Origin of the sequence: Dehalobacter restrictus DSM 9455 (assembly GCF_000512895.1) — a bacterium.
Lineage (GTDB): Bacteria > Bacillota > Desulfitobacteriia > Desulfitobacteriales > Syntrophobotulaceae > Dehalobacter > Dehalobacter restrictus.
Map to the genome: position 1 here is coordinate 2,593,385 of NZ_CP007033.1, position 20,191 is coordinate 2,613,575.

Annotated in this window: 21 protein-coding genes, 1 pseudogene and 1 riboswitch; all 22 genes and pseudogenes read right to left on the reverse strand. The window is 41.6% G+C overall.

The features are described from left to right. Positions 1–137 precede the first annotated feature (137 nt). The 22 genes and pseudogenes from DEHRE_RS12460 to DEHRE_RS14200 all read right to left on the reverse strand — a co-directional run bounded on the left by DEHRE_RS12460 (position 138) and on the right by DEHRE_RS14200 (position 20,144). Entirely contained in the window at positions 138–1,472 is a 1,335-nt protein-coding gene (locus tag DEHRE_RS12460; protein WP_025206157.1) for a DUF5667 domain-containing protein, read from the reverse strand. 13 nt (positions 1,473–1,485) lie between these two features. After that, positions 1,486–1,570: riboswitch (cyclic di-GMP riboswitch) on the reverse strand. A gap of 236 nt (positions 1,571–1,806) precedes the next feature. Further along, entirely contained in the window at positions 1,807–3,141 is a 1,335-nt protein-coding gene (locus tag DEHRE_RS12465) for an ABC transporter permease (protein WP_025206158.1), read from the reverse strand. Continuing rightward, positions 3,138–3,851 (reverse strand): ABC transporter ATP-binding protein, encoded by a 714-nt coding sequence (locus DEHRE_RS12470; protein ID WP_038603384.1) that lies wholly within the window; start codon positions 3,849–3,851, stop codon positions 3,138–3,140. The genes DEHRE_RS12465 and DEHRE_RS12470 overlap by 4 nt, the downstream gene beginning before the upstream one ends. 36 nt (positions 3,852–3,887) lie before the next feature. Then, complete coding sequence (locus DEHRE_RS12475) at positions 3,888–4,787, reverse strand: efflux RND transporter periplasmic adaptor subunit (RefSeq protein WP_084544196.1); 900 nt, start codon at positions 4,785–4,787, stop codon at positions 3,888–3,890. Between the two features lie 163 nt (positions 4,788–4,950). Further along, positions 4,951–5,700: an IS21-like element helper ATPase IstB gene (gene istB / locus DEHRE_RS12480; RefSeq protein WP_025206161.1), complete on the reverse strand. Its 750-nt coding sequence runs from the start codon at positions 5,698–5,700 to the stop codon at positions 4,951–4,953. Further along, entirely contained in the window at positions 5,697–6,758 is a 1,062-nt protein-coding gene (locus DEHRE_RS12485; RefSeq protein WP_025206162.1) for a Mu transposase domain-containing protein, read from the reverse strand. The genes istB and DEHRE_RS12485 overlap by 4 nt, the downstream gene beginning before the upstream one ends. A gap of 229 nt (positions 6,759–6,987) precedes the next feature. Beyond that, positions 6,988–7,272 (reverse strand): hypothetical protein, encoded by a 285-nt coding sequence (locus tag DEHRE_RS12490; RefSeq protein ID WP_025206163.1) that lies wholly within the window; start codon positions 7,270–7,272, stop codon positions 6,988–6,990. Continuing rightward, positions 7,272–7,607, reverse strand: a complete 336-nt coding sequence (locus DEHRE_RS15680; RefSeq protein WP_486599221.1) for an IS66 family transposase — start codon at positions 7,605–7,607, stop codon at positions 7,272–7,274. The genes DEHRE_RS12490 and DEHRE_RS15680 overlap by 1 nt, the downstream gene beginning before the upstream one ends. Next, on the reverse strand, positions 7,544–8,872 hold the full coding sequence (gene tnpC, locus DEHRE_RS12495) for an IS66 family transposase (RefSeq protein WP_486599220.1): 1,329 nt from the start codon (positions 8,870–8,872) through the stop codon (positions 7,544–7,546). The genes DEHRE_RS15680 and tnpC (DEHRE_RS12495) overlap by 64 nt, the downstream gene beginning before the upstream one ends. A gap of 75 nt (positions 8,873–8,947) precedes the next feature. Beyond that, a complete protein-coding gene (gene tnpB / locus DEHRE_RS12500; protein WP_025206164.1) occupies positions 8,948–9,298 on the reverse strand; it encodes an IS66 family insertion sequence element accessory protein TnpB in 351 nt (116 codons plus the stop codon). After that, positions 9,298–9,486, reverse strand: coding sequence for a hypothetical protein (locus DEHRE_RS15380; protein ID WP_242836958.1), 189 nt, complete (start codon positions 9,484–9,486; stop codon positions 9,298–9,300). The genes tnpB (DEHRE_RS12500) and DEHRE_RS15380 overlap by 1 nt, the downstream gene beginning before the upstream one ends. Before the next feature lie 18 nt (positions 9,487–9,504). Next, a pseudogene (gene tnpA, locus DEHRE_RS15665) lies at positions 9,505–9,651 on the reverse strand (IS66 family insertion sequence element accessory protein TnpA); the annotation flags it as partial. 259 nt (positions 9,652–9,910) lie between these two features. Further along, positions 9,911–11,194 carry a TolC family protein gene (locus DEHRE_RS12510; protein WP_025206166.1) on the reverse strand — a complete coding sequence of 428 codons (1,284 nt, stop codon included), beginning with the start codon at positions 11,192–11,194 and terminating at the stop codon, positions 9,911–9,913. Positions 11,195–11,264: 70 nt separating this feature from the next. Further along, complete coding sequence (locus DEHRE_RS12515; RefSeq protein WP_025206167.1) at positions 11,265–12,077, reverse strand: hypothetical protein; 813 nt, start codon at positions 12,075–12,077, stop codon at positions 11,265–11,267. 524 nt (positions 12,078–12,601) lie between these two features. Beyond that, positions 12,602–12,949, reverse strand: a complete 348-nt coding sequence (locus tag DEHRE_RS15385) for a transposase (RefSeq protein WP_345787675.1) — start codon at positions 12,947–12,949, stop codon at positions 12,602–12,604. Between the two features lie 129 nt (positions 12,950–13,078). Beyond that, complete coding sequence (locus DEHRE_RS15390; RefSeq protein WP_242836959.1) at positions 13,079–13,255, reverse strand: hypothetical protein; 177 nt, start codon at positions 13,253–13,255, stop codon at positions 13,079–13,081. Then, complete coding sequence (locus DEHRE_RS15395) at positions 13,248–13,484, reverse strand: IS110 family transposase (RefSeq protein ID WP_025206169.1); 237 nt, start codon at positions 13,482–13,484, stop codon at positions 13,248–13,250. The genes DEHRE_RS15390 and DEHRE_RS15395 overlap by 8 nt, the downstream gene beginning before the upstream one ends. 111 nt (positions 13,485–13,595) lie before the next feature. After that, positions 13,596–13,766: an IS110 family transposase gene (locus tag DEHRE_RS15400; protein WP_242836961.1), complete on the reverse strand. Its 171-nt coding sequence runs from the start codon at positions 13,764–13,766 to the stop codon at positions 13,596–13,598. Positions 13,767–14,125: 359 nt separating this feature from the next. Continuing rightward, positions 14,126–15,667, reverse strand: a complete 1,542-nt coding sequence (gene tnpC, locus DEHRE_RS12530; protein WP_025206000.1) for an IS66 family transposase — start codon at positions 15,665–15,667, stop codon at positions 14,126–14,128. A 94-nt stretch (positions 15,668–15,761) separates the two neighbouring features. After that, on the reverse strand, positions 15,762–16,118 hold the full coding sequence (tnpB, locus tag DEHRE_RS12535; protein ID WP_025206001.1) for an IS66 family insertion sequence element accessory protein TnpB: 357 nt from the start codon (positions 16,116–16,118) through the stop codon (positions 15,762–15,764). Continuing rightward, positions 16,112–16,468 carry an IS66 family insertion sequence element accessory protein TnpA gene (tnpA, locus tag DEHRE_RS12540; RefSeq protein WP_025206002.1) on the reverse strand — a complete coding sequence of 119 codons (357 nt, stop codon included), beginning with the start codon at positions 16,466–16,468 and terminating at the stop codon, positions 16,112–16,114. The genes tnpB (DEHRE_RS12535) and tnpA (DEHRE_RS12540) overlap by 7 nt, the downstream gene beginning before the upstream one ends. Before the next feature lie 301 nt (positions 16,469–16,769). Then, positions 16,770–20,144: a cell wall-binding repeat-containing protein gene (locus DEHRE_RS14200; RefSeq protein WP_025206170.1), complete on the reverse strand. Its 3,375-nt coding sequence runs from the start codon at positions 20,142–20,144 to the stop codon at positions 16,770–16,772. Positions 20,145–20,191: the final 47 nt, after the last annotated feature.

Genomic DNA, 20,191 nt, shown 5'->3' on the forward strand with positions numbered 1-20,191 from the left:
TACCGGCCTAAAAGATGAAGACCACAAAAACAGACAGCTCAGGCACTTTATTCGCCTGGTGGCTGTCTGTTTTCTTTTTGGGAGGCATTGCATTTTATGCTATTTGAATGATTCTCAGTTATCGAAAATATAAAGTCCTATCTTTTTCCTTGCCCTTTACCGTTATGTCCGTTATTTGAAGAGGTATTCGTGACTGTGTTCTGAATACTTTGAGCATTGACGGTTCCACCACTTTCATCACTTGTGCCATCCACTGTTGTTTCATCCGAAGCAGGCTGGTCATCGGCTATGGCAGTCTGATCGCCAGTAACCGTTACATCCTGATTATCTACAGTCGTTGCATCCTGTTCGTCCCCTGCTTCCAGGCTATCTTCCTGGTCGCTCACGGCTTGGCCCTTATTGGCCTTCTTATATTCTTTTATGTTTTGGGTTTGCTCTTTTAGGACTTCTTTCGTTTCCTTATTCGTCTCTACTTTGATCTTCTGAACATCTTTCCTGAGCTCCTGCATGTCGTTTTTGTACTGTTCAGCCTGTTCGACTTTTTCCAGGGCAACGGCAATGGCAGCCTCGTCACCTGAAGCACGGGCTTCACCCAACTCTGCTTTGGCCGCTGCAAATTGCTGCACCGCATCCCCATAGGCTTTTTTGGCAGCCACATAAGCTTTGATCGCAATGGTGTTTTGAACTTCGGCTTTGATGATATTCTGCATGATCTCAGCCTGATCTTCTGTCAGATTGCCGCTGATTTTTAAGACGACTTTATCTGCATCGCGTTGAACAAGCTCAATGCTGGCAAGCAGATTGCTGATCACCGTATTCTCTTCTATGTCAGTTGCTGCCGTGTCCTCTGCGACTGTTTCATCTGTGGAAGTCGTGACGGTCCCATCATCCGCAGCAGCGTCTGTAGCCGTCGTATCCGTACCTTCAGCTACTTCGTTGTCTTCGATCATCTGCTGTACCTGGAAGTTGGCTTTCTTTATCGTATCCGAGTACGCTTTCAGAGCCTGTTCCATCAAATCCAACTGGTTTTGTTCGGACATGATTTCCGCTTCGGCGAGCCTTTCATTGGCAAACTCAACGAGCAGTTCCGCTTTTCCTTCATCAGAAAAAGTTACAGCAACCTGGACACTTTCAATCATCTGTTCAAGTGAATAGAGCCAGCTGTCCGGCGTTACGCCGGCTTCATCTGCTGTCGAGGCCTGGACGGTGGAATCCGTTATTGTGGAGTCGGTTGTTACTGCATCTGTTGTTGTAGTATCAGTCGTCGTTAAATCGGTTGTTGCCGTGTATGTTGTCGGGTCAGCAGCTGTTGAATCTGTAGCGGGCTCTGTGGGCGTACCAGGAGTACTCGTTGAAACATCCTCGATAACTGTGGTTCCATCCGTGGTTGTTTCAGCAAATACACAGGTTGGAGCGACCGCAATGATTAGAAAAACACAAAGAATTGAAACGAGAATCTTCTTACGGATCATTCTATCTACCCCTTTCGGTAGCCCGGCTGTCATAACCTTTCGGTGTTAGACCCGTGGCTTTGCGTCTCCGTCTTTCGACGGATTTGCCATTATCGTTTTGGCTGAGGCCATTATAGTACAGAATTACTTTGAAAATCAATGTTTTTGGACTTATTCCAGACCAATGGGGTATAAAAAATGAGACTTTCGTCTCATGGTCGGGTAATTATAGAGCAATGCAACTTCATATTCAATAACAGATCGTTTCAAAATGCTGACCAATTTATTATTTATCATGTCAGTTCTTTTCTTAATGAGCTTAGAACAAATCTAAACAGGTTTATTAACGGAACTATTATTCATATCTCAACGCTTCAATGGGATCAAGTTTAGCTGCCTTATTGGCCGGATAGAAACCAAAAAATACGCCGATCGCCATAGAAAATAAAACACTAATAATTGTTACCGGTATGGATATTGTCACAGGAGCCTTTAATACAACAGAGACAATCGTGCCGACCAGGGTGCCAATAATAATGCCGATGCCCCCCCCGATGCCGGAAATGATGACTGCTTCCGTGACAAATTGAAATTGGATGTGAAAGTTTTTGGCACCTAAAGCTTTCCTGGTACCAATCTCTCTTGTTCTCTCGGTGACAGATACCAGCATGATGTTCATTACCCCAATTCCTCCGACGAGTAAAGAAATTCCGGCAATAAACGCAATAGCTAAGGAAATCGTACTAATAACACTTAAAATTGAATTTAACTGCGTCTCCATACTATTTACCCTTGCACCCCATACTGAATTATTTTTATAAAGGTTATCAAAATAAGTCGTCAGCTGGGTTGTAAAAGCCAGTACGTCCGTATCCCCGCTTGCCACTACCGTAATTCGGGAATAGTTCTTCTGGGACGCATCCAGATTTGCTGTGGATATCGGGATATAAAGATTAGTGGACAGATCTTCCTCTGAAGCCGTGCTTACCTGACCCATACTTGATTGTTCATATTTATATACCCCTATAATCGTATACAATTCAATAGAATTGGTCTTATATATTTTTACGTCTTGGGAGAGCGGATCAGTGCCATCCGGAAACATATTTTCCACAAATTTATCGGATACGATTGCAACATTTCGATAATTTCTTACGTCTTTCTCTGATAGGTACCGTCCTTTTAGGATCTCCAAATTATTCGCCAATAAATAATCTGCGTTGGTTCCGGTCATGGTAATATTGGCATAGAGATCTCCATCTTTGGCAGTTGCACTACCAACAGAAGATTCCAACGATACACCTTTTATGTCAGCGGGAAAAGCTTCCTTTATTTGTTCAATCATTTTATCTGAAATCAAATCCGAGTCTTCAGGTTCCGAGGTATTTCCGCTTCCTCTCATTCCCGGAGGTCCTCCAGCTCCAGACGGTGCTCCGCCTGCCGCACCACTAACGGGTCCCAATAAAGACATCGTCCGTTGTTTTTCAGATTTCTCCCTAATTGAAATGGTAATGTTATTTGTCCCAAAAGAAGATAAATTTGAATTGACAGATGCCGTAACGGCATTGCCGATCGTTACAATTGCAATTACAGAAGTGATACCAATAATGATCCCAAGCATTGTTAATAAGGCTCTCATTTTATTTGCTTTTAAAGAGGCAATGGCCAATATGATGTTTTCCAAGATCATAGGTTTGCCTCCTTAACCAATTGTCTATTGCTGCGAGAATTGTCACTGATGATCATTCCATCACTGATTGTTATCAGTCTATCCGTACGCTCCGCTAATTCATGATTGTGTGTGATCAGGACAATCGTCTTATGCTCTTCGCGATGGACTTTTAAAAAAATATCCATGACCAATAATCCTGTTTGCGAGTCCAGCGCACCAGTAGGCTCATCTGCCAAAATAATTGACGGATCATTGGCTAAAGCCCTGGCGATTGCAACCCTTTGTTTTTGTCCTCCGGAAAGCTCATTAGGCATATGCATCATTCTATCCTTCATCCCAACCAGTTCTAATAAAGCCATAGCTCTTTGTTTTCTTTGTTCTTTGCGAATTCCCATATAGAACAAAGGCAATTCTACGTTGTTTAAAGCGTTAATTCTAGGAATTAGGTTAAATGTCTGGAAGACAAATCCAATTTTTTTATTCCGTATTTCAGATAATTGGTTTTGGTTCATATCCTGAATCGGAATTCCCCCAAGCTTGTAAACCCCGGACGTCGGCCGATCTAAAGCACCGATTATATTCATCAACGTGCTCTTGCCGGAACCAGAGGCCCCAACAACTGCTACAAATTCGCCTTTTTTAATATTCAAATTGATGCTTTTTAAAATTGTAAGTTCATTTGGCTTACCAATGTAGTACTTTTTGGTCAGGTCATTTATTTTTATCATGAACACACACCACCCCTATTTCTTCAATTCCCTGCTTCAGTTCGTTTCTGGCCTAGTCGGAGGTGTTCCTGTTCCTGCTGGTGGTGTCTGTTTTCCTGAAGATTGTGATTGATTGTTATTTGCCCGCTGAGCCTTAATTTCCCCAGCTGCAGCTTGATCAGTTCCTATATCAGCTTTTTGCCCTAGTATGACACTTCCTGGATTGGTAACGATCTTCATCCCATCTTGCAAACCTTCTCCGACAATTTCGATATTTGTGTCATTTTCAATTCCGGTTTTAACTGAAACTTGGATAACCGTATTGTCTTTTAGGGTATAAACTGTACTTTGACCATTTTTACCAGTTATCACTGTATCATAAGGAACAGTATATACATTGTCCTTGGAAGTCACGATGATACTTAGAAAGGCATTCATTCCTATTTTCATCAAAGGATCCGGATTTGAAATTTTGACTTTGATTTCAAACTCAACATTAGTTGAACTGGAATCGCTGACCGCTTTCGGCGATATATAAGACAGTGTCCCTTTAAAACTATTATTTCCTGTAACATTGGTCTTGACCTGGACTTCTTGCCCCACCTTAAGCTTGCTGATGTTAAACTCTTTTACTTTTGCTGCAACAAATAAATCTCCTGCATCTTCAATCACAAAGAGTATTCCACTAGGTGCTAAGCCAACTTCAGCATTTGATTCCGTTACAGTACCGCTGGTCGGCGCAACGATATTACAATCCGTCAGCTTCTTCTTTAAATCATTCTGATTTGTTTCAGCCTCATGATAAGTATCCTTAGCATTTTCCAGCGCATTTAAAGAATTGTTCAAATCTAGCAAAGACACAGCACCTTCTTCATAAAGTACTTTATTGTTCTCATAATCAGTTGATTTCGTAGTAATATCCCTCTCTGCTGCCTTTTGTAAACGGTCAATAAAAATACATCATTTTTGGCCATTTAAAATGCAGCACTTGGCCACTATTTTTACATAAATAGATTTATCCTGGTATTAAGTTAGGACCTGCTCCTGTAAAACCGGAAAGAGGGCGTAGCCCGAATGGAGGTTTTACAGGAGCGTCGGCCTTTACCTACCCTTACTGAGATTATTTTTTTAATATTCTTTCCCTGTGGTTAAGCCTGTAACTATCACCGTCCATATCAAATATTTCACATTTGTGCATCAGCCTGTCCAGCATGGCTGCGGTTATTACCGGATCACCCATAAATTCTCCCCATTCTACAAGTCCTTTGTTTGATGTAAGAATGATGGATGTCTGCTGGTACAGCTGGTTTACTACCCCAAACAGCAAGTTTGCCTCATTTCTGTTTACCGGCTGAAATCCAACCTCATCAATGATGACCAATTCGGCGGCATAGAGTCTCTTTAGTTTGTACTTGCCCTTTACGGATATCTCCTGAGTTTTTAAGGCATGGATCAATTGATCCATATGGATGAATATTACTTTGTAGCCAGCATTTACTGCCGCAATTCCCAGCGATACTGCCAAGTGGGTTTTCCCAACGCTGGGCGGGCCTAAAAACATAATGTTAAATGCACTTTCCAGCCAGGTTAGTTCCTGTAACTGTACCATTTGCTTTTTGGTTACACTGGTCTGAAAAGCGAAGTCGAACTCTTCTATGGTTGCCATATAGGGGAATCCTGCGATTTTCAGTCTTTTTTCTCTGGCTTTATCCCATCTGGCCTGGCGTTCTTCAGCAAGCAGCATGTTTAGTGTCTTGAGCGTTGACCAATCTTCCATTTGAGCTTTTTCCATGATTTTTTCCAGGCCCTGGGAGGCTTTCTTTAGCGATAAGACGGACAATTGTTCTTGTACTTCCTGCAGGAGGGTCATTGTGAGTCACCCCCCTTCGTGAACCGGGCATACTCGGATAACGGCCTTTTCTTGGTATTCATGTAGGTTTTTAGTAAAGTGACTTTAGGATTCTGGCTTACTTTCTCTTGTTCTATCTGAAGGTTGGCTTCAAAATATTGAGCAGCATTGCGGAATTCTACTGCAGAAAAAAGACTATGCATCAGGCAATATTCCAGAGCTTTTTTGACTGTTGATTCCGTATGGGTCGAAATTGTTTGTTCCATCAGGTTGAATTGGTCCCTGGCATACCTGGATTTTAAATAACGGATCTGGGTTAGGAAAATACAGGCATCCTCGCTTGAACCCAGCTTTTCAAGAAGATTATCTTGTAAATCGTCAAGTTTCTTAGTGTTATCCCGTTTATGGTTATTGTTTTGTACTAATTGCCCCTTGCTCTTTGAAATCTTATGTTCGGCGATAAGATATCCGTCAAAATCATCCCGGATTTTAAGGCTGTCGCCTTCTATGTCCAGGGTTACTTTCCGGCCTGGTTGGTAGGTTCCAAGAGGCAGCGTATACCGGTTCCCTTTGTAAAATATGGTATTGTTCTTATGCACATCTCTTGTTAGAATGGACTCATAAGATTTTATTGTTTGGGGTACCGGTTTTAGGAATAGTCTTTCTTGCTCAAAGACTTCTGCCGGTACTTTTTTTATTATGGAGTGAATTTTGGCGTTGCCGGTTCTTTCCAGCCATTCGCTAAAACTCTCATTCCACATATCTATCTCTACAAATTGACGGTTCTTGGCAAAACCGTTTTTAAAGTATTTGACGGTTGCTTCAATTCTACCCTTGCTTTCAGGGTCGGCCCCGCGACAGAGATAGACTTCAAATCCGCTGGCTAACCTAAACTGTTCAAATTCTCGGGTGAAGATAATGTCACCATAGTTTTCATCGACTGCCAGTAACCGGTCCTGATCAAAAACAAGTTCTTTTGGCATTCCACTCAGGGCTTCAAAACATTCCTGTAACACGTCCCATTTTCTATTTAGAGTGCTGTATTCGGTGGCCGCTTTTGCTGCATTTCTATTGGCCATTTTTGCTGTATTTTATTATACCGCTAACACCTTTAAAGTCAGCTGGGCTTTATCTAAGTCCGTAGATAGTGATTCCGTATCCAATACTGCCATAATCTGACCTGCTTTCACCTTATCACCAACGTTGACACGAATTTCTTCAACAGGATATGTAACACTGGAACAAACGTTCATTGTTTTGGCACTATAAATTGTCCCTGAGTAAGCGTCAAACCCATTCAGACGTGAGCTACATGAAGTCAGGCTCATCTACTCCAAGAAGATCGCACAGAGCATTGTTAGCCATTATCCTAAAATCATCATCAGATATGGTGTTAGCTTGAGCATATTCGAATACATTATCGACAGTGGTAACGAATTTTCGCGCTAAACGAGAATCCTCCTTTTTCATCTTTGGAAAATGCTCAATAACATAGCCCGAATAATCTATTTCGAAGAGATATCGTGATATCTTTCCATCTGCAAAATCGGAGATAAAGTCTATCATAAACGCCGTATGTTTTCCAACCTTCATCAGTCTTCCTCCCACACATATTTTTCCGGACTTGCGTTACCAAGCTGCGGGGTGAATACTTTCTTCGGCAAGGCTGCACTACCAGGTAAAAAGTCTGTAATTTCAGATATGTAACCTGCTCTTCCTAAGTTAGGGGCATTTGTAAAAATCCACGTTAAATATTCAAATGGATTCAAGCCATTTTCTCTTGCACTCACAATCAGGCTGTAATAAATGGCACTGGCCCTGGCACCGTTTGGTGTGTTAGTAAAGATCCAGTTCTTTCGACCGATTACAAAAGGTTTAATACTCCGTTCCGCACGGTTGTTTGAAATTTCAAGACGTCCGTCCAGCAGGTATCTCTCAAGATATTTTTGTTGGGACTTAGCATAATGTAGCGCTTTACAAGAAGGGTGTTAGGCAAAACAGCAAGCCCATTGATCCAATTGTAAAATTCATCAAACACAGGCCCTGATAGGCGTTTACGCTCTTGAAGGCGTTTATCCGGGGCAAGGGAAGCAAACTGTTTTTCAAGGTGGAACAGTCTGTCTAAGTAAGCAACACCCTTTGCCGCATTGGACTGTGGTTGTTTTTCCTTGGGCAGGGTTTTAAAGGCATCGAAAAACTTCCGCCTAAGATGTGCCAGGCAGCCCACAACAATGATGTTTTTAGGAAGCTTATGATACCCTTCGTATCCATCTGTGTGAAGGTATCCTTTAAAATCTTTCAGAAATTTTTCAGGATGGGTATGTTTTCTGTCGGGCTTATAGTCATAAATTACAATCGGGTGTAATGTATCTCCGCTGGTACGATACAACCACATGTAACTCTTTGACTGCGCCGTCTTTCCCGGTTCTTTCAACACTTGTAAGGTAGATTCGTCTGCATGCAACACTTCATGCTCACATAATCGTTGTTTCATCTCTTCATATATCGGTTCCAGCCAGTTTTCACTGGCCTTGATTAACCAGTTTGACATCGTCTGCCGGGAAAGCAGGATGCCTTTTTGTTTCCACTCTTGCTCCTGTCGGTATAGTGGGGACGCCATCATGAATTTCTGTATCGCGATATGGGCTATTGTCTCGGGGGATGCAAATCCGCCTTTAATGACAGGTTCCGGCATATCTGCTTTTATGATAGGAACATGTTCGGCAGTTCCTTCACAATGACGGCAGGAATAAATATGCCGTACGTGCCGTGTAATGATTGCTTTGGCAGGAATGACCTTTAATTCTTCGCGAGTTTCCCTCCCCATCGTATGTAACTGACTGCTGCAATTCGGGCAGATACAATCTTCTGCCGGAAGCGTGTGTTCAATTACCTCAACAGGTAAATCCTTTGGCAATTTATCCGTTGTGAGGCGTGTCCGTTTGCGATAATGCGCCTTTACCTCAGCAAGCTTCGGTTCCGGCACGGTCATATCGGCATTTGATTCGGCCTCGTTGAATATGAGCAGCTGAATACCGTCAGTCTGTTCACTTGATGCGCCAAATTGTTTATGCTTTGCAAGGCGGATCTGTGACATAAACCACGCGACTTGCTGTTCTAATTCAGCAATTTTGCGGTCCTTTTCTTCAATTATTTCAAGCAGTTTTCCTGCTGAAGTTTCTTGCGTTTTCATAAGTAAATCATACCAGAAAAACCGCGAAAAAGCTAGATTTCATGCGGTTTAAAGCACTCTTCCAAGATAAATATTTTAAGAGATTTGCCGCTCGAAAACTTCTTCCCGTTTGAGTTTTTTCTCCAGTTTCGCACCTTCGATAAGATAAGATAATTCTTTGGTTTCAAGAACCATGGTGGCACTGTCTCCCTTTGCTGGCCAGCGAAAATGTCCGCGCTCCAGACGCTTGAAATACAACCAGAATCCGTCGCCGTCCCATTCCAGAATTTTTATTCTGTTCCGATGACGGTTGCAGAACACGAACAATGCTTCAGAAAACGGATCGAGGGAAAAGTCGTCTTTAACCAGCGCCATGAGCCCATTGATAGATTTTCTCATATCGGTATGCCCGCAGCAGATGTACACGGGTTTGTCATTGAATCTCATTACAGCATCCTCAATATGCGGCAGACTTTTTTCAGAAGTTCAGGATCTGTATGTGCATCCACGGTAACGTGACAGCCACCGACTTCAATATCCAGCGTTGATTTCACTTCTTGACCTTGGGAAAGTTGCATCCATCCTTCCGGGACACAGCTTACGACGGTTTCTTCCTTCCGTTCTGAAAGTTCCATACATGCAGCCTTTCGTAACTGTCGTTGCCAATAAAAGTATGCATGCCTACTTATTCCTTTCTCCTGGCAGAAATCGTTAATGCTCTTGCCGCTGCATTGTCGTTCCTGTATCACCTGCATCCACTGTGATCGTCGGTACGCTGCTGTGACTTTTTGTATATCCATACAACCACTCCGTTATTAGTTGAAAAAGTGTGCAAACTTTTTCAACTTTTTCAACCCTATTTAATGTGATTGTACTACCTTCAAGGCTGCTATTCTATGTGACGGTGTCTTTGACGCTTACACAACTTAAGGGATGTTTCCATACACTAAGTTATTAAGCGTTTACGTTTTTCTTTTAGTATATAACAGAACCTCTACACGATGCTCTTATCCACATCAGCATAGAGGTTTGCATGATCTGAAACTTTCAAAAATTAAACTATATACCTTTTTTTAGCCACTCATACTGGTTATACAATTGATATAACTCGATTTCCGCTTTTTGAACCTTATTTTTCTGGGATTCATAAGCTAACTTGCTATCTCCAAGCGATGTAGCAGAGCTGATCCCAATTTTAGAAATTAAGCCTAATTCATATTTCTTTTGGTATTCAACATAGTCGGAACTTTTTTTATCTAAATCCCTTATGGCTAGTTTTAGTTCTTCGTCTTTCGTGACTATTGAATCATAAAGTTTCTTAAAATCACTTTTAAATTGATCCTTAAGAACTTGTAATTTTCTGTTCTCTGTTGCCAAGTTTGCCTCCGCTTGTAACCGACTTGTGTCATCCTTATCTTTAGATGATAATCTATCCGCTGCATCATATTTTTGATCACAGCTGATTTGTTGTATTTTTATCCCATAGTTATTAGCTAATGCTTCTTCATAGTCTTTCGAATAATTAAGAGCACTTACAGAGTATTCCTTTAAGTTCGGTAGATCACCAAAAGTTAGAGAAGTATTACTATCTTGCCCCAGCATCAAATTTGCTAAACGAATGATTCCTTCTATTTGAGTATTTGTAGCGCTTAACGAGTTTTTATAGCTTTCTAATTGATTATTAAAAGCAATTACACTACTATTAGTTACGATTCCTAATTTTTTCTGCAGTTCTAAAACTTCTTTCTTTTTGCTATTTGTGTCGATTGAATTCTGTATGTCTTGTTTTTGTATCTGGAGTAAATAATAACTCAAAAAAATATCATCCTGAAAACTCTTTACATTAACGTAATTATTTTTCTCTGTTGTTAATTCTGCACTCTCAATTGTATAATCAACATCATTGTTTGAACTCGTTGAATCATATTGTACTGCTTGAGAGTTATTTGTAAGCCGTAATTGAGTAGCATTATAACTGTATAAATTTTTTATTAAAGTAAGATTATTGTTTAGCAACGCCAAGACGTTTGCTGGAATCCCTGCATCACTATATTGAGGAGTATTTGCGACAGAAGCTAGGTTGTTAATCTGTTGGCCAGTCTGTGCTATTTGATTTTCGAGCTGGTCTGTTGTATCTTCAGAATTTGATTTTAGTAGCTTAGTAATTGCTAACGCTTCATTTTGAATTCGAACACTTGGACTTCTATCAAGGACTTCCTTTTGTATATCTTTAAATTCTATTTTATTAATAGGCATAGGATCAGGGGTTTTCAAATCAGCTCCGAAGCATAGAGCAGGCAACAATAACACAAATGCTAAAGATATATTAAGTACCTTTCTCATGATTAACCTCTTCTTTCTAAAATACATAATGTTAAATTGATATTACCCCCATCTGACTCATCAGTCAATACTAAAAGAATAATTGCTTTACATTATAAATTTTCCATGCATTATCTTCGAATTGAGCATATATTACAATTTGAGATCGATATAGATTATCTAATTTTACTTTGTTATTTTCAAGATATGCTTGGGATGCAGATGAATATTTTAAATCAAACGTATATAATAGCCTACATAATGTCATTTCCTGATTAAACCAAATTTTTGGAGTTATATTTTCCGATTGACCTATATAGTGACTAATTATTTGGTTATCCTGTAACTGTTTGTTAAATTTATCGATAAATTTATTTTCCGTGAATGTTTTTTGTCTTTCCATGGTATATAATTTCAAGCTTTTTTCGCCGTTATTACTTTCTTTATAAGATACATTGTACATGCTTGAAATAAAGGTATCCGCAATTGTGATCAAGGAAGTCACATTATTATCTTCTGCCTTTAGAAATTTTGTTTCCTTTGGCTTCACATAACCATCCGCTACTCTGTCAAAGAATTTATATACTTCTTTAATCTTAGAATCTTTTTCATCTTGGCTATTTTTTTGCGATTGTTGATTTACAGGTTCATTGTCTGTACTATTTTCTTTCATGGGGTCATTTACACCCATTTTACTGTTATCTTCGTCTTTTTGTTTAGATTGACTATTGTCTACATTCCCATCCGTGGTATTTTCCTGGGGTACTATTATCTGAAAGTCTGTCTTGGTTTCTGAAAGTTTCGGAGTATAATTTACCTGGTTTTTAGAGCAAGCCGAAATAGTAATAAGGAAAATAATCAAACTGTATACAGCAAAATATTTTAGCTTTTTTGGTATATTCATCTTGGTTTCCTCCTATCTCAATTTTAAAATATATCAACAGATTACTCTGTCAATTGCAGTATTTCTTAGAATGCAATATAATACATGTTTTTCGCAGGTTCTATCCAAAACTCACCCTATCATAACTCACTGAGTCCATGCCCTTACATTCCTTCGTGATAAAAGCGGAGATAGCGTTTAAGCTTAAATACCGGGTCATGCCCTAATGGAGGAAATCTCCTTATCTCCGCTTTATCAGCGTGTTTCATGTCTCTTGCTTTGCTGCGTCATAGGCACTTTCCTTATCGGAAGTCAATGGCGGCGCAGCCGTTTTATGTACCCTTGACTCCAGCACAAACCAAAACCCTTGTAACAGGCTGCTTAAGCCACATTTAGGCTTAAGCAGCTTAACTGCAAACAGGGGAAATGAATCTTGAGTTTCACAACTTATGCTGCTTCTTTTATCTGATTTTTTCTGTATTCGCCAAGCACTAATTCTGCTTTGTATTCTGTTTGCTTTTTCACCAGGTTATATATCACTGTTATTATTTTCTTGGAAATAACAACTTGTTTCTTCTTGAGGGGATTGTTTTCGCGGTTTTTAGGTATTGGTAAAGCTCTTTCATTTCATTGTTTACTGCAATCATGATCATGGCCATCCGGTATAAAACACTCCTTAAGTTTCTTCTTCCACGCTTTGAAATTAACTGTTGTGCTTTCACTCTTGCGGAGCTATCCTCAACAAGATTGTATCCGGCCATTTTGCTTATTTGACGCGGATGGTCAAATCTCAATGGATCGCCTGTGTCTCCCAGAAAACTCGCTGCACTAACTACTCCTATGCCGGAGATGCCAAGAATTATTCGCCATATTTTGTCTGAGCTAAGGCCAATTCCATAGCGTTTTCCAGCTGCTCAAGCTGTTTTGTTAATAGTTCCAGTTCCTCAATCATTAATTCTAACTTGAGCTTTGCCGATACGCTTCCATATCTAACTCAGATGGAGTTTTCTCTCTACAAGCTGCTACGCCTTTTTCCTGCCTACGGTCTTTTTGACAACCTTCTGTATCTCGGCAAGTACCGCCTTAGTCTCCAATTCAAGTATCAACGATGTGAATGGACAGGATTTTAATACCTGCATGGACGCTTTCCCGTTCATTGAATTTTTGAATACGATTTTAATTCCACGAAAGTTATTCATCCATTACTGCTGTTATCGTGTTTCTTAATGCGTTATACCGCTTCATCAAGCTGATCCTCTCGTTTGTTAACACCCTTAATTCCGTGAATATATCCTGGGGCATATATACTTCATAATACCTACCGTCACGCACAAGTTTTGCTATGGTTAGCACATCTTTTTTGTCGCTTTTAGTCTGGCTGTTGTCATCAAGTTCTTTGGCCCGCTTGGTGTGATACGGGTTAACCATGACCACGCATTATCAGATGGTCTTCCAGTGGTTTCCAATACCACCCTATCGGTTCCATTCCGAGGATTATATCGTTAAGTCTTTTGTTCTTGTAAATTGCTTACATGCTTACTAATATATTTCGAAGCCACTTTTATCGTTCTGGAATTTCAGGGCTTTCCCTAGTTCTATACCGCGATAATCCAGGAACCGTGCCCACTGCGTTTCTTTGGCGATATCTACTCCTACTATCAGTGTTCTTGGTGTTATTGCTTCTAATTTTAGATTGTTACGGTTCTTCATCTGTTTACATCCCCCTGATTTTCTATGATTTTTGTGCGTTTGCTAGGCACACATAAAATCATAGCAGGGGGTTGTTTATTTCTCAAAGATCATTTTCATTCATTACAGGAATGCTTGAATCAGCAAATATTGCATGATTATTTTACCCTATTTTATAAATTAAAAGAATAGTCTGATTCATTTAAATTTTTTTATCCCGTTCGCTTTAGAAATAATGTTTTTCCTTTTTATTTCCCCTATGATATCGACACAGTATTTTATAGACTCAAAAAAGAAACGAAGTAAGCGCTTAACAACAGAGTGCCTTTAAATATCAATTCAAATAAGCTATAATGGCAATCCTCAACCGGAGCGGCGAATCATTTTTTACACTCTTCCTGTACTCGAGGCGACCAAGGCATCAGTTCTTCCAAAGCCTCCGGATTATTTCGATAATCTGTATCCGGCATGTACATGAGCAGATAGCTCAGGTATGTATAGACACTAAGCCCATTCGCCTTAGCGGTCTCCACAATACTGTACACAGCAGCGCTTGCGGAGGCACCCTTTGGGGTATCGGCAAATAGCCAGTTTTTTCTTCCTAGAGTAAAGGGACGGATGCTGTTTTCGGCCGCGTTATTGGAAATGGAACACCTTCCATCAAGTAGGTAGTTCTCCATATACTGTTTCTGGTTCTTTGCATAGGTCACTGCTTTGCCGAGGGCAGAGCTCTGCAGTATATGGAGGGAGTCCAGCCAGCACCAAAAGGCATCTAGAACCGGCCTTTCCAGCTCAAGACGCTTGGCATATTTTTCTTCCGATGTAAGTTCGGACAGCCCATCTTCGATTTTAAACAGCCGATTGCAATAATCCCGACCGATTTCCGCATTTGTTAGCGGAGAATCTTTCGCCCGGTTATCCGGGATGGCCTCTATGAACTTGCGGCGGAGGTGAGCCCAGCAGCCGCATCGAACAATTTCTGCCAGCTTATTGTATCCTGAGTATCCGTCGCTGTGCAGGAACCCGCTGAATCCCTTCAGATATTCGGCGGCATTTTCGCCGCTTCTTGTTGTCCTGTAGTCATACAGGATAATGGGCTCCTTCCCGTCTTCTCTAGTACGGTACAGCCACATGTAAGACTTGGACTGTGGCCTTCGGCCATTCTCCTTCAATACTTGGACCGGTGATTCATCACAATGGAGGACATCTCGCTTCAGGAGCTGTTCCCGAAGGTATCTGGTAACGGGATACAGGTAATCCTGTGAGCACCGGATGATCCAGTTGGCCATCGTCGCCCTTGAGAGGGAAAAACCAAGCTGCTCCCAGTCCTTTTCCTGGCGGTAGAGTGGCATGGCATTCACGTACTTCTGGTACATGACATTTGCTACCGTGCTGGGCGATGCCAGAGAATGATGCATGAGAGAAGATGGTGTCAGTGCTTTTTCTATATAAGGTGTATCCGTATGCTTGCATTTGAGACACTCATAGGACATTCGCACATACCGGATAATCTGCAATTTTGGTGGAATGTATTCCAGTTCCTCACGGACGGTCTCTTTACCAATCGGCTTGAGCGTGACTCCGCAGTTGCCGCAGTAAAGATCTTCCTCGGGAATCTCACATAAGATTTCTTTGACAGGAAGATCCTTAAGTAATACCTCCCGTTTCGTTTTAGCCTTTCGCCGCTTATAGCCGTTTACGTCCTTTACGACGGGTTCAGGGACATGAGGATCGGCTTCTAACTCTGCCTCATTGAACAGGCTAAGTTGGTCACTGATTTCCTCACGCGGCGTTTTTTCACTGGAACTGCCAAATTTCCCTTTGCGGAGAAGGAGCACCATCTCGGTAAGGTTACTTACCTGCTGTTCCAGGCTCTTTATTGTATTTTCCAGCTGCTCGATGTAGGTGTCCTTTGAAACCATAAAACGGCTTTTCTCCCAACGGTTTTTATGGTTTTATTATACCACAAAAATGGGCTAAAATCCAGTAAATACGGCACTTTCAGCCGTTTTAACCTCAGCAAAAAGCGCCTGGTTTCACCTTCTTTATGGCTCTTGGCTGATCTATCTCCAGACCTTCCATCAGCCACTTGAACTCCTGCCATGTAAGAGACCTCACCTGATCTGCAGACCTGGGCCATTTAAAGTTTCCGTTTTCGAGGCGCTTATAAAGAAGTACAAATCCGTCGCCTTCCCAGAGCAAGGCTTTGATACGATTCCGACGCTTGCCACAGAACAGATAGAGACTGGATGCGAAAGGATCAATGCCGAAGGTTTCCTGGACAAGGGCTGCTAGTCCGTCAATAGATTTACGCATATCCGTATAACCGCAAGCGATGTAGATCTCTTTTGCTGCTGTAATGTCTCCTAACATAGAGATTTTAAAGCTAGCAAAACGGCTTCAAGAGTTTTTTGGGATGTTCCTTCCTTGACTTCAACCGTTGCGGATGGAAGATGAATGATGACGGCAGCACCAGTTCTTAATGTATCCACATGAAGTTTTGCAAATTCGACGGGCTTCTTGTTTTCAGGCTGTGTAGTCGGAAGTTGATGTAAATATGCTTTCATGCGGATTTGTTTCAGCCAGTAGTAGTATGCCGATTCACTTATATTATTCTGTTGACACCAAGATTTTACGGTCATACCACTAGCCTGAAATTCCTTAATCAACCGCACCCACTGTTCCATACGGAACTGGATTTTAACTGGGGTTATTTCATCCATTGTGATCCCTCCACTATCGTATTTCAGAGTACTTGAAAAACTTGAAAAACTTTGACTTGAAAAACTCTGAAAACTTTGAAGTCTATTATCACATGGATCACCTTTTTACATAAGGCACTCTGTTGTTAAGCGCTTACGAAACGAATATGTCTAACCTGGCAGTTGGTCTTTTCTTTACTCAAATGCTTAGGATTTGACAATTACATTACAAGAAAAGGAGTATCGCAAATCACTTAAAAAGTAGCTTTGCGACACTCCCTGCTTGTTTTGGTTAGACTCAATACTTAAAAGATACTATTTCCTATTCTGCAGTTTCAGTAATGGAAACTGTTTTTCCAGTTCTACCTGCAAAGTACGGAATGATAGCAGTACCACCAGTACCTTCTGTTGTATGGGTGAAGGACCAATTAGCTGCTGGAGCAAGGTCAATCCGCATCGATGCTCCCTTAGCGTAGTCTTTAACGCCGGCTGCTTGAACTAAGAGGTTAGATCCAAGATAATATGTCTTAGTTGTATTAGCAGCAATCTTAACGCCTTGAGTAGCTGGCGTATCACCAACGACAATAGTACCACCTACAGCAGTACCAACAGTATTTGCAGCAGCACCATCGTCAGTTGCATCCATCGGATCTGTGCCGGTGAATGTTGTGACTGCTGTATCATCGCTAGCATCACGCAGGATCCAAAGTTCATCGCTATCTGCATCGATACTTCCAGCAAGTACAAACATATCGATAAACCCAGCCTGGTTCATGAATACGTCAGTACCTCCATTATTAGTTACTTTGAATTGAATGAGTTTGGTGTTATTGGATCTCAGGCCAGTTAAAGTTGCTTCGCTATCGATTGCAATCGTAACGGCATGAGTACCATAGGTCAGAGCAGCAGGAGAAAGATTAGGTGTTCCTGTACTGGTTACAATGATCTTAGAAGAATCACCCTTACCGGTAATATCGCCAGCTGCTGCAACTGCCAACAGAACTGTACGTCCTGCAGTAGCCCCCGAAAGGATATCAGCTTTTACAGTGAAGGTCTTCTTGTTTGAAGATCCTTTCATAACGCTGCCAGTGATGTCGGTCCACGTAATTGTCCCCGCAGCTGTGGGTTGGACAGAATCACCGACTTGAGTATCACCATCCCACAAAGTTACATTTGCAAGGATTTGATCAAGAGTTTCTGCCCCAGCTCCAGCAAGAGTAGCTGTGAGCTTAACTTTTTTCATGTCTGTGAAATCTTCAGCACCTGCTTCAACAACGACTTTCCCTACAGGAGTCTGGCTTAAAGGTGAAGCAATTGTGTATGCTTCGAGAGATTTAGAGGCAATAGTAGCTGTAACTGTCAATGCTCCGCCGTTAATAAACTCTTTTGCCTGAGCTGAGCCAGGAATAGCAGCAGCTCCGTAGAGTGCTTGACCTGTTAGATTGCTGTCGGGCAGATCATAGACAAAACCTACAGCTGCACCAGTACCATCGATTCTGCAATCAACACCGGTGTTATTTGCAACCCATGTAGCAGCAATCTGTAATTTTTTTGTCTGGCTAGCAGTGATATACCAGTTAACATCAGTAAATGATACTATTGAACCAGAAGCAACTGCTGTAGCAGCAACAGGGCCAGCAATAATATTACCAGTATCCCCATCCTTGAGATAGAACGCACCAAATACAGCGTTCTGGTTACCACCACCAGCAAATGTAACCTGAACATCAACATCGGTTACAGTCATTGGCTCGCCTTTCGACTTAACCAAGTATTCTCTGATAACACCAGCAGTGTTAGCTGTTGCTACAATTTTTGCACCTGTGTTCGGCGAGTTAACACTGGAAACAAGCTCTACGCTGCTGCCAACAACATTGAAAGCAGCTACAGAGAACGCAACATTTGTGCCAGTCACAGGGATGTTAGAATTACTGTTCTTTCCAGTAGCTACTACATCATAGTTATTAGCTACTTTAAACTGAATAGTACCTGTACCATTGGACAAAATATCGCCCTTAAGTGTATAATTTACGGTTTGGCTCTTTGGAATTTCGATCGGAGAAGCACTAAAGTCAAAAAGAACCTTGTTATCTTTAACTGTGCCTAATACTGCTATTTTTTCATCAGTTGCTGATTTGTAGAGATAGAAATTTTCAAAGTTTTTGAGGTCATTTCCTGTAGAAGTTAAAGTGAGTGTTTTGATGAGAGATGCCTCGGTCCCATTTGATGCAAAATTAATATCTCCAAGAACAACTTGATTGGCACCAACATTAACGTTAGTAGCTCCGGCATTAGCACCGGCAGTAACTGTGAATGCACCAAGAGCAGCTCCTTTAATTGTAAAGGTATTGCCTTGGAAAGCAGAGAAAGATGCTAAGCTATTAGCTGTTGCAGTGGCAAATGCATCGGCTTCTAATCCCATTACAACAGTTCTAGTAGCACCAGCAGTATTCCTGATATCTACCGCAATGGAGAAAGTCTTTGTAGTATTGGCAGGAACCGCGATAGATTTATTCAACCTGAATTGTGAATCGATCGGTGCAGCAGATGTCAAGACATCATTGCCCTCCAGGAGGTATGCTCTTGTAATATCAGTATTATCACCAGCAGCAGTCCCATATTCCTTTGCAACAACACTAGTAAAAGTAAAATCACTTGTACCAGCAGTGACCTGGAAGGAAAGGACTTTGTTCAACGGTGAACTCTGATATACATCGCCACCCGCAGGTTGACTTGAAACAACAACTTTGGCAGTTGAACCAGGGGCAACTGTTTCTTTGCCAACACCGGCTTTAACAGTGTCAGAAACAGCACTGGTTCCACCAACTGCAACCACTGTAGTAGCAGAAGTAACTTTGGAAATAAGTGTAGCGTTAGCTGCAACAGAGCTACCATTAGTCAGTGCAACAAAAGCATTAGCTTTAGCAGCTAAAGGAGCTACCGCAAGAGCATCAACAAGGCTCATGCCGTTAGCTACATATACTTTGCTGTAATCAAAGGTGAGCTTGCCAGCAACAGCATTATTTGTAGCAAAACGATCAGCACCGGCAATACGTTCTACACCTGCGATATCTGCTACTTTTGCAGTGCCGCCAACAATGTATTTAGTTGTACCAACAAGATCAGCACTAGCAACAGTGCCATTACCATTGGCAAGTACGATCGCATATTTGTTCTTGGCAGCATAGGATGCAACTGACAGAGCGTCAGGAATAGCATCAAAGCCAACAATAAAAGTACCTGCAGGGCTGGTCAATTTAGCATTGACAGCTTTTGCAGTTTCGATGCGGCCATTGCCCTTGAGTGCTTCAACAGTAACACCTGTCATAGCATCTACTTCAGCAGCGACGTCAGCGGAAATAGCACCGACAACATAAACCTTGGTAGCACCGAGAGCTGCAATTTTAGCTTTTACAGCAGCGTCTAGGGAGCCTTTGAATGTTAAAAGGATCGGGGCGTTTTCCTGGCCTGCCAAAGGTGCAGCAGCCAGAGCGTCAACGAGGTTGGCTTGGTCGGCAGGAGCAAGTACAACTGTAGTACCCCATGTTCCTGCACTGGCGATATCAAGAGCGGTAGCAATGCGGTCTGCACCGGAAAGTCTGGTGCTGTCGGCTGTTGCAGCAAACATAGCAGCAGGCATCAGGGTCAGAACCATAGCAATGATAGCTAATACGGCTATCTTCTTCGTTCTACTCATTTAGTCAAATCTCCTCTCTTTCTTTAAAAAGGGTTTTTTTTGTCTTC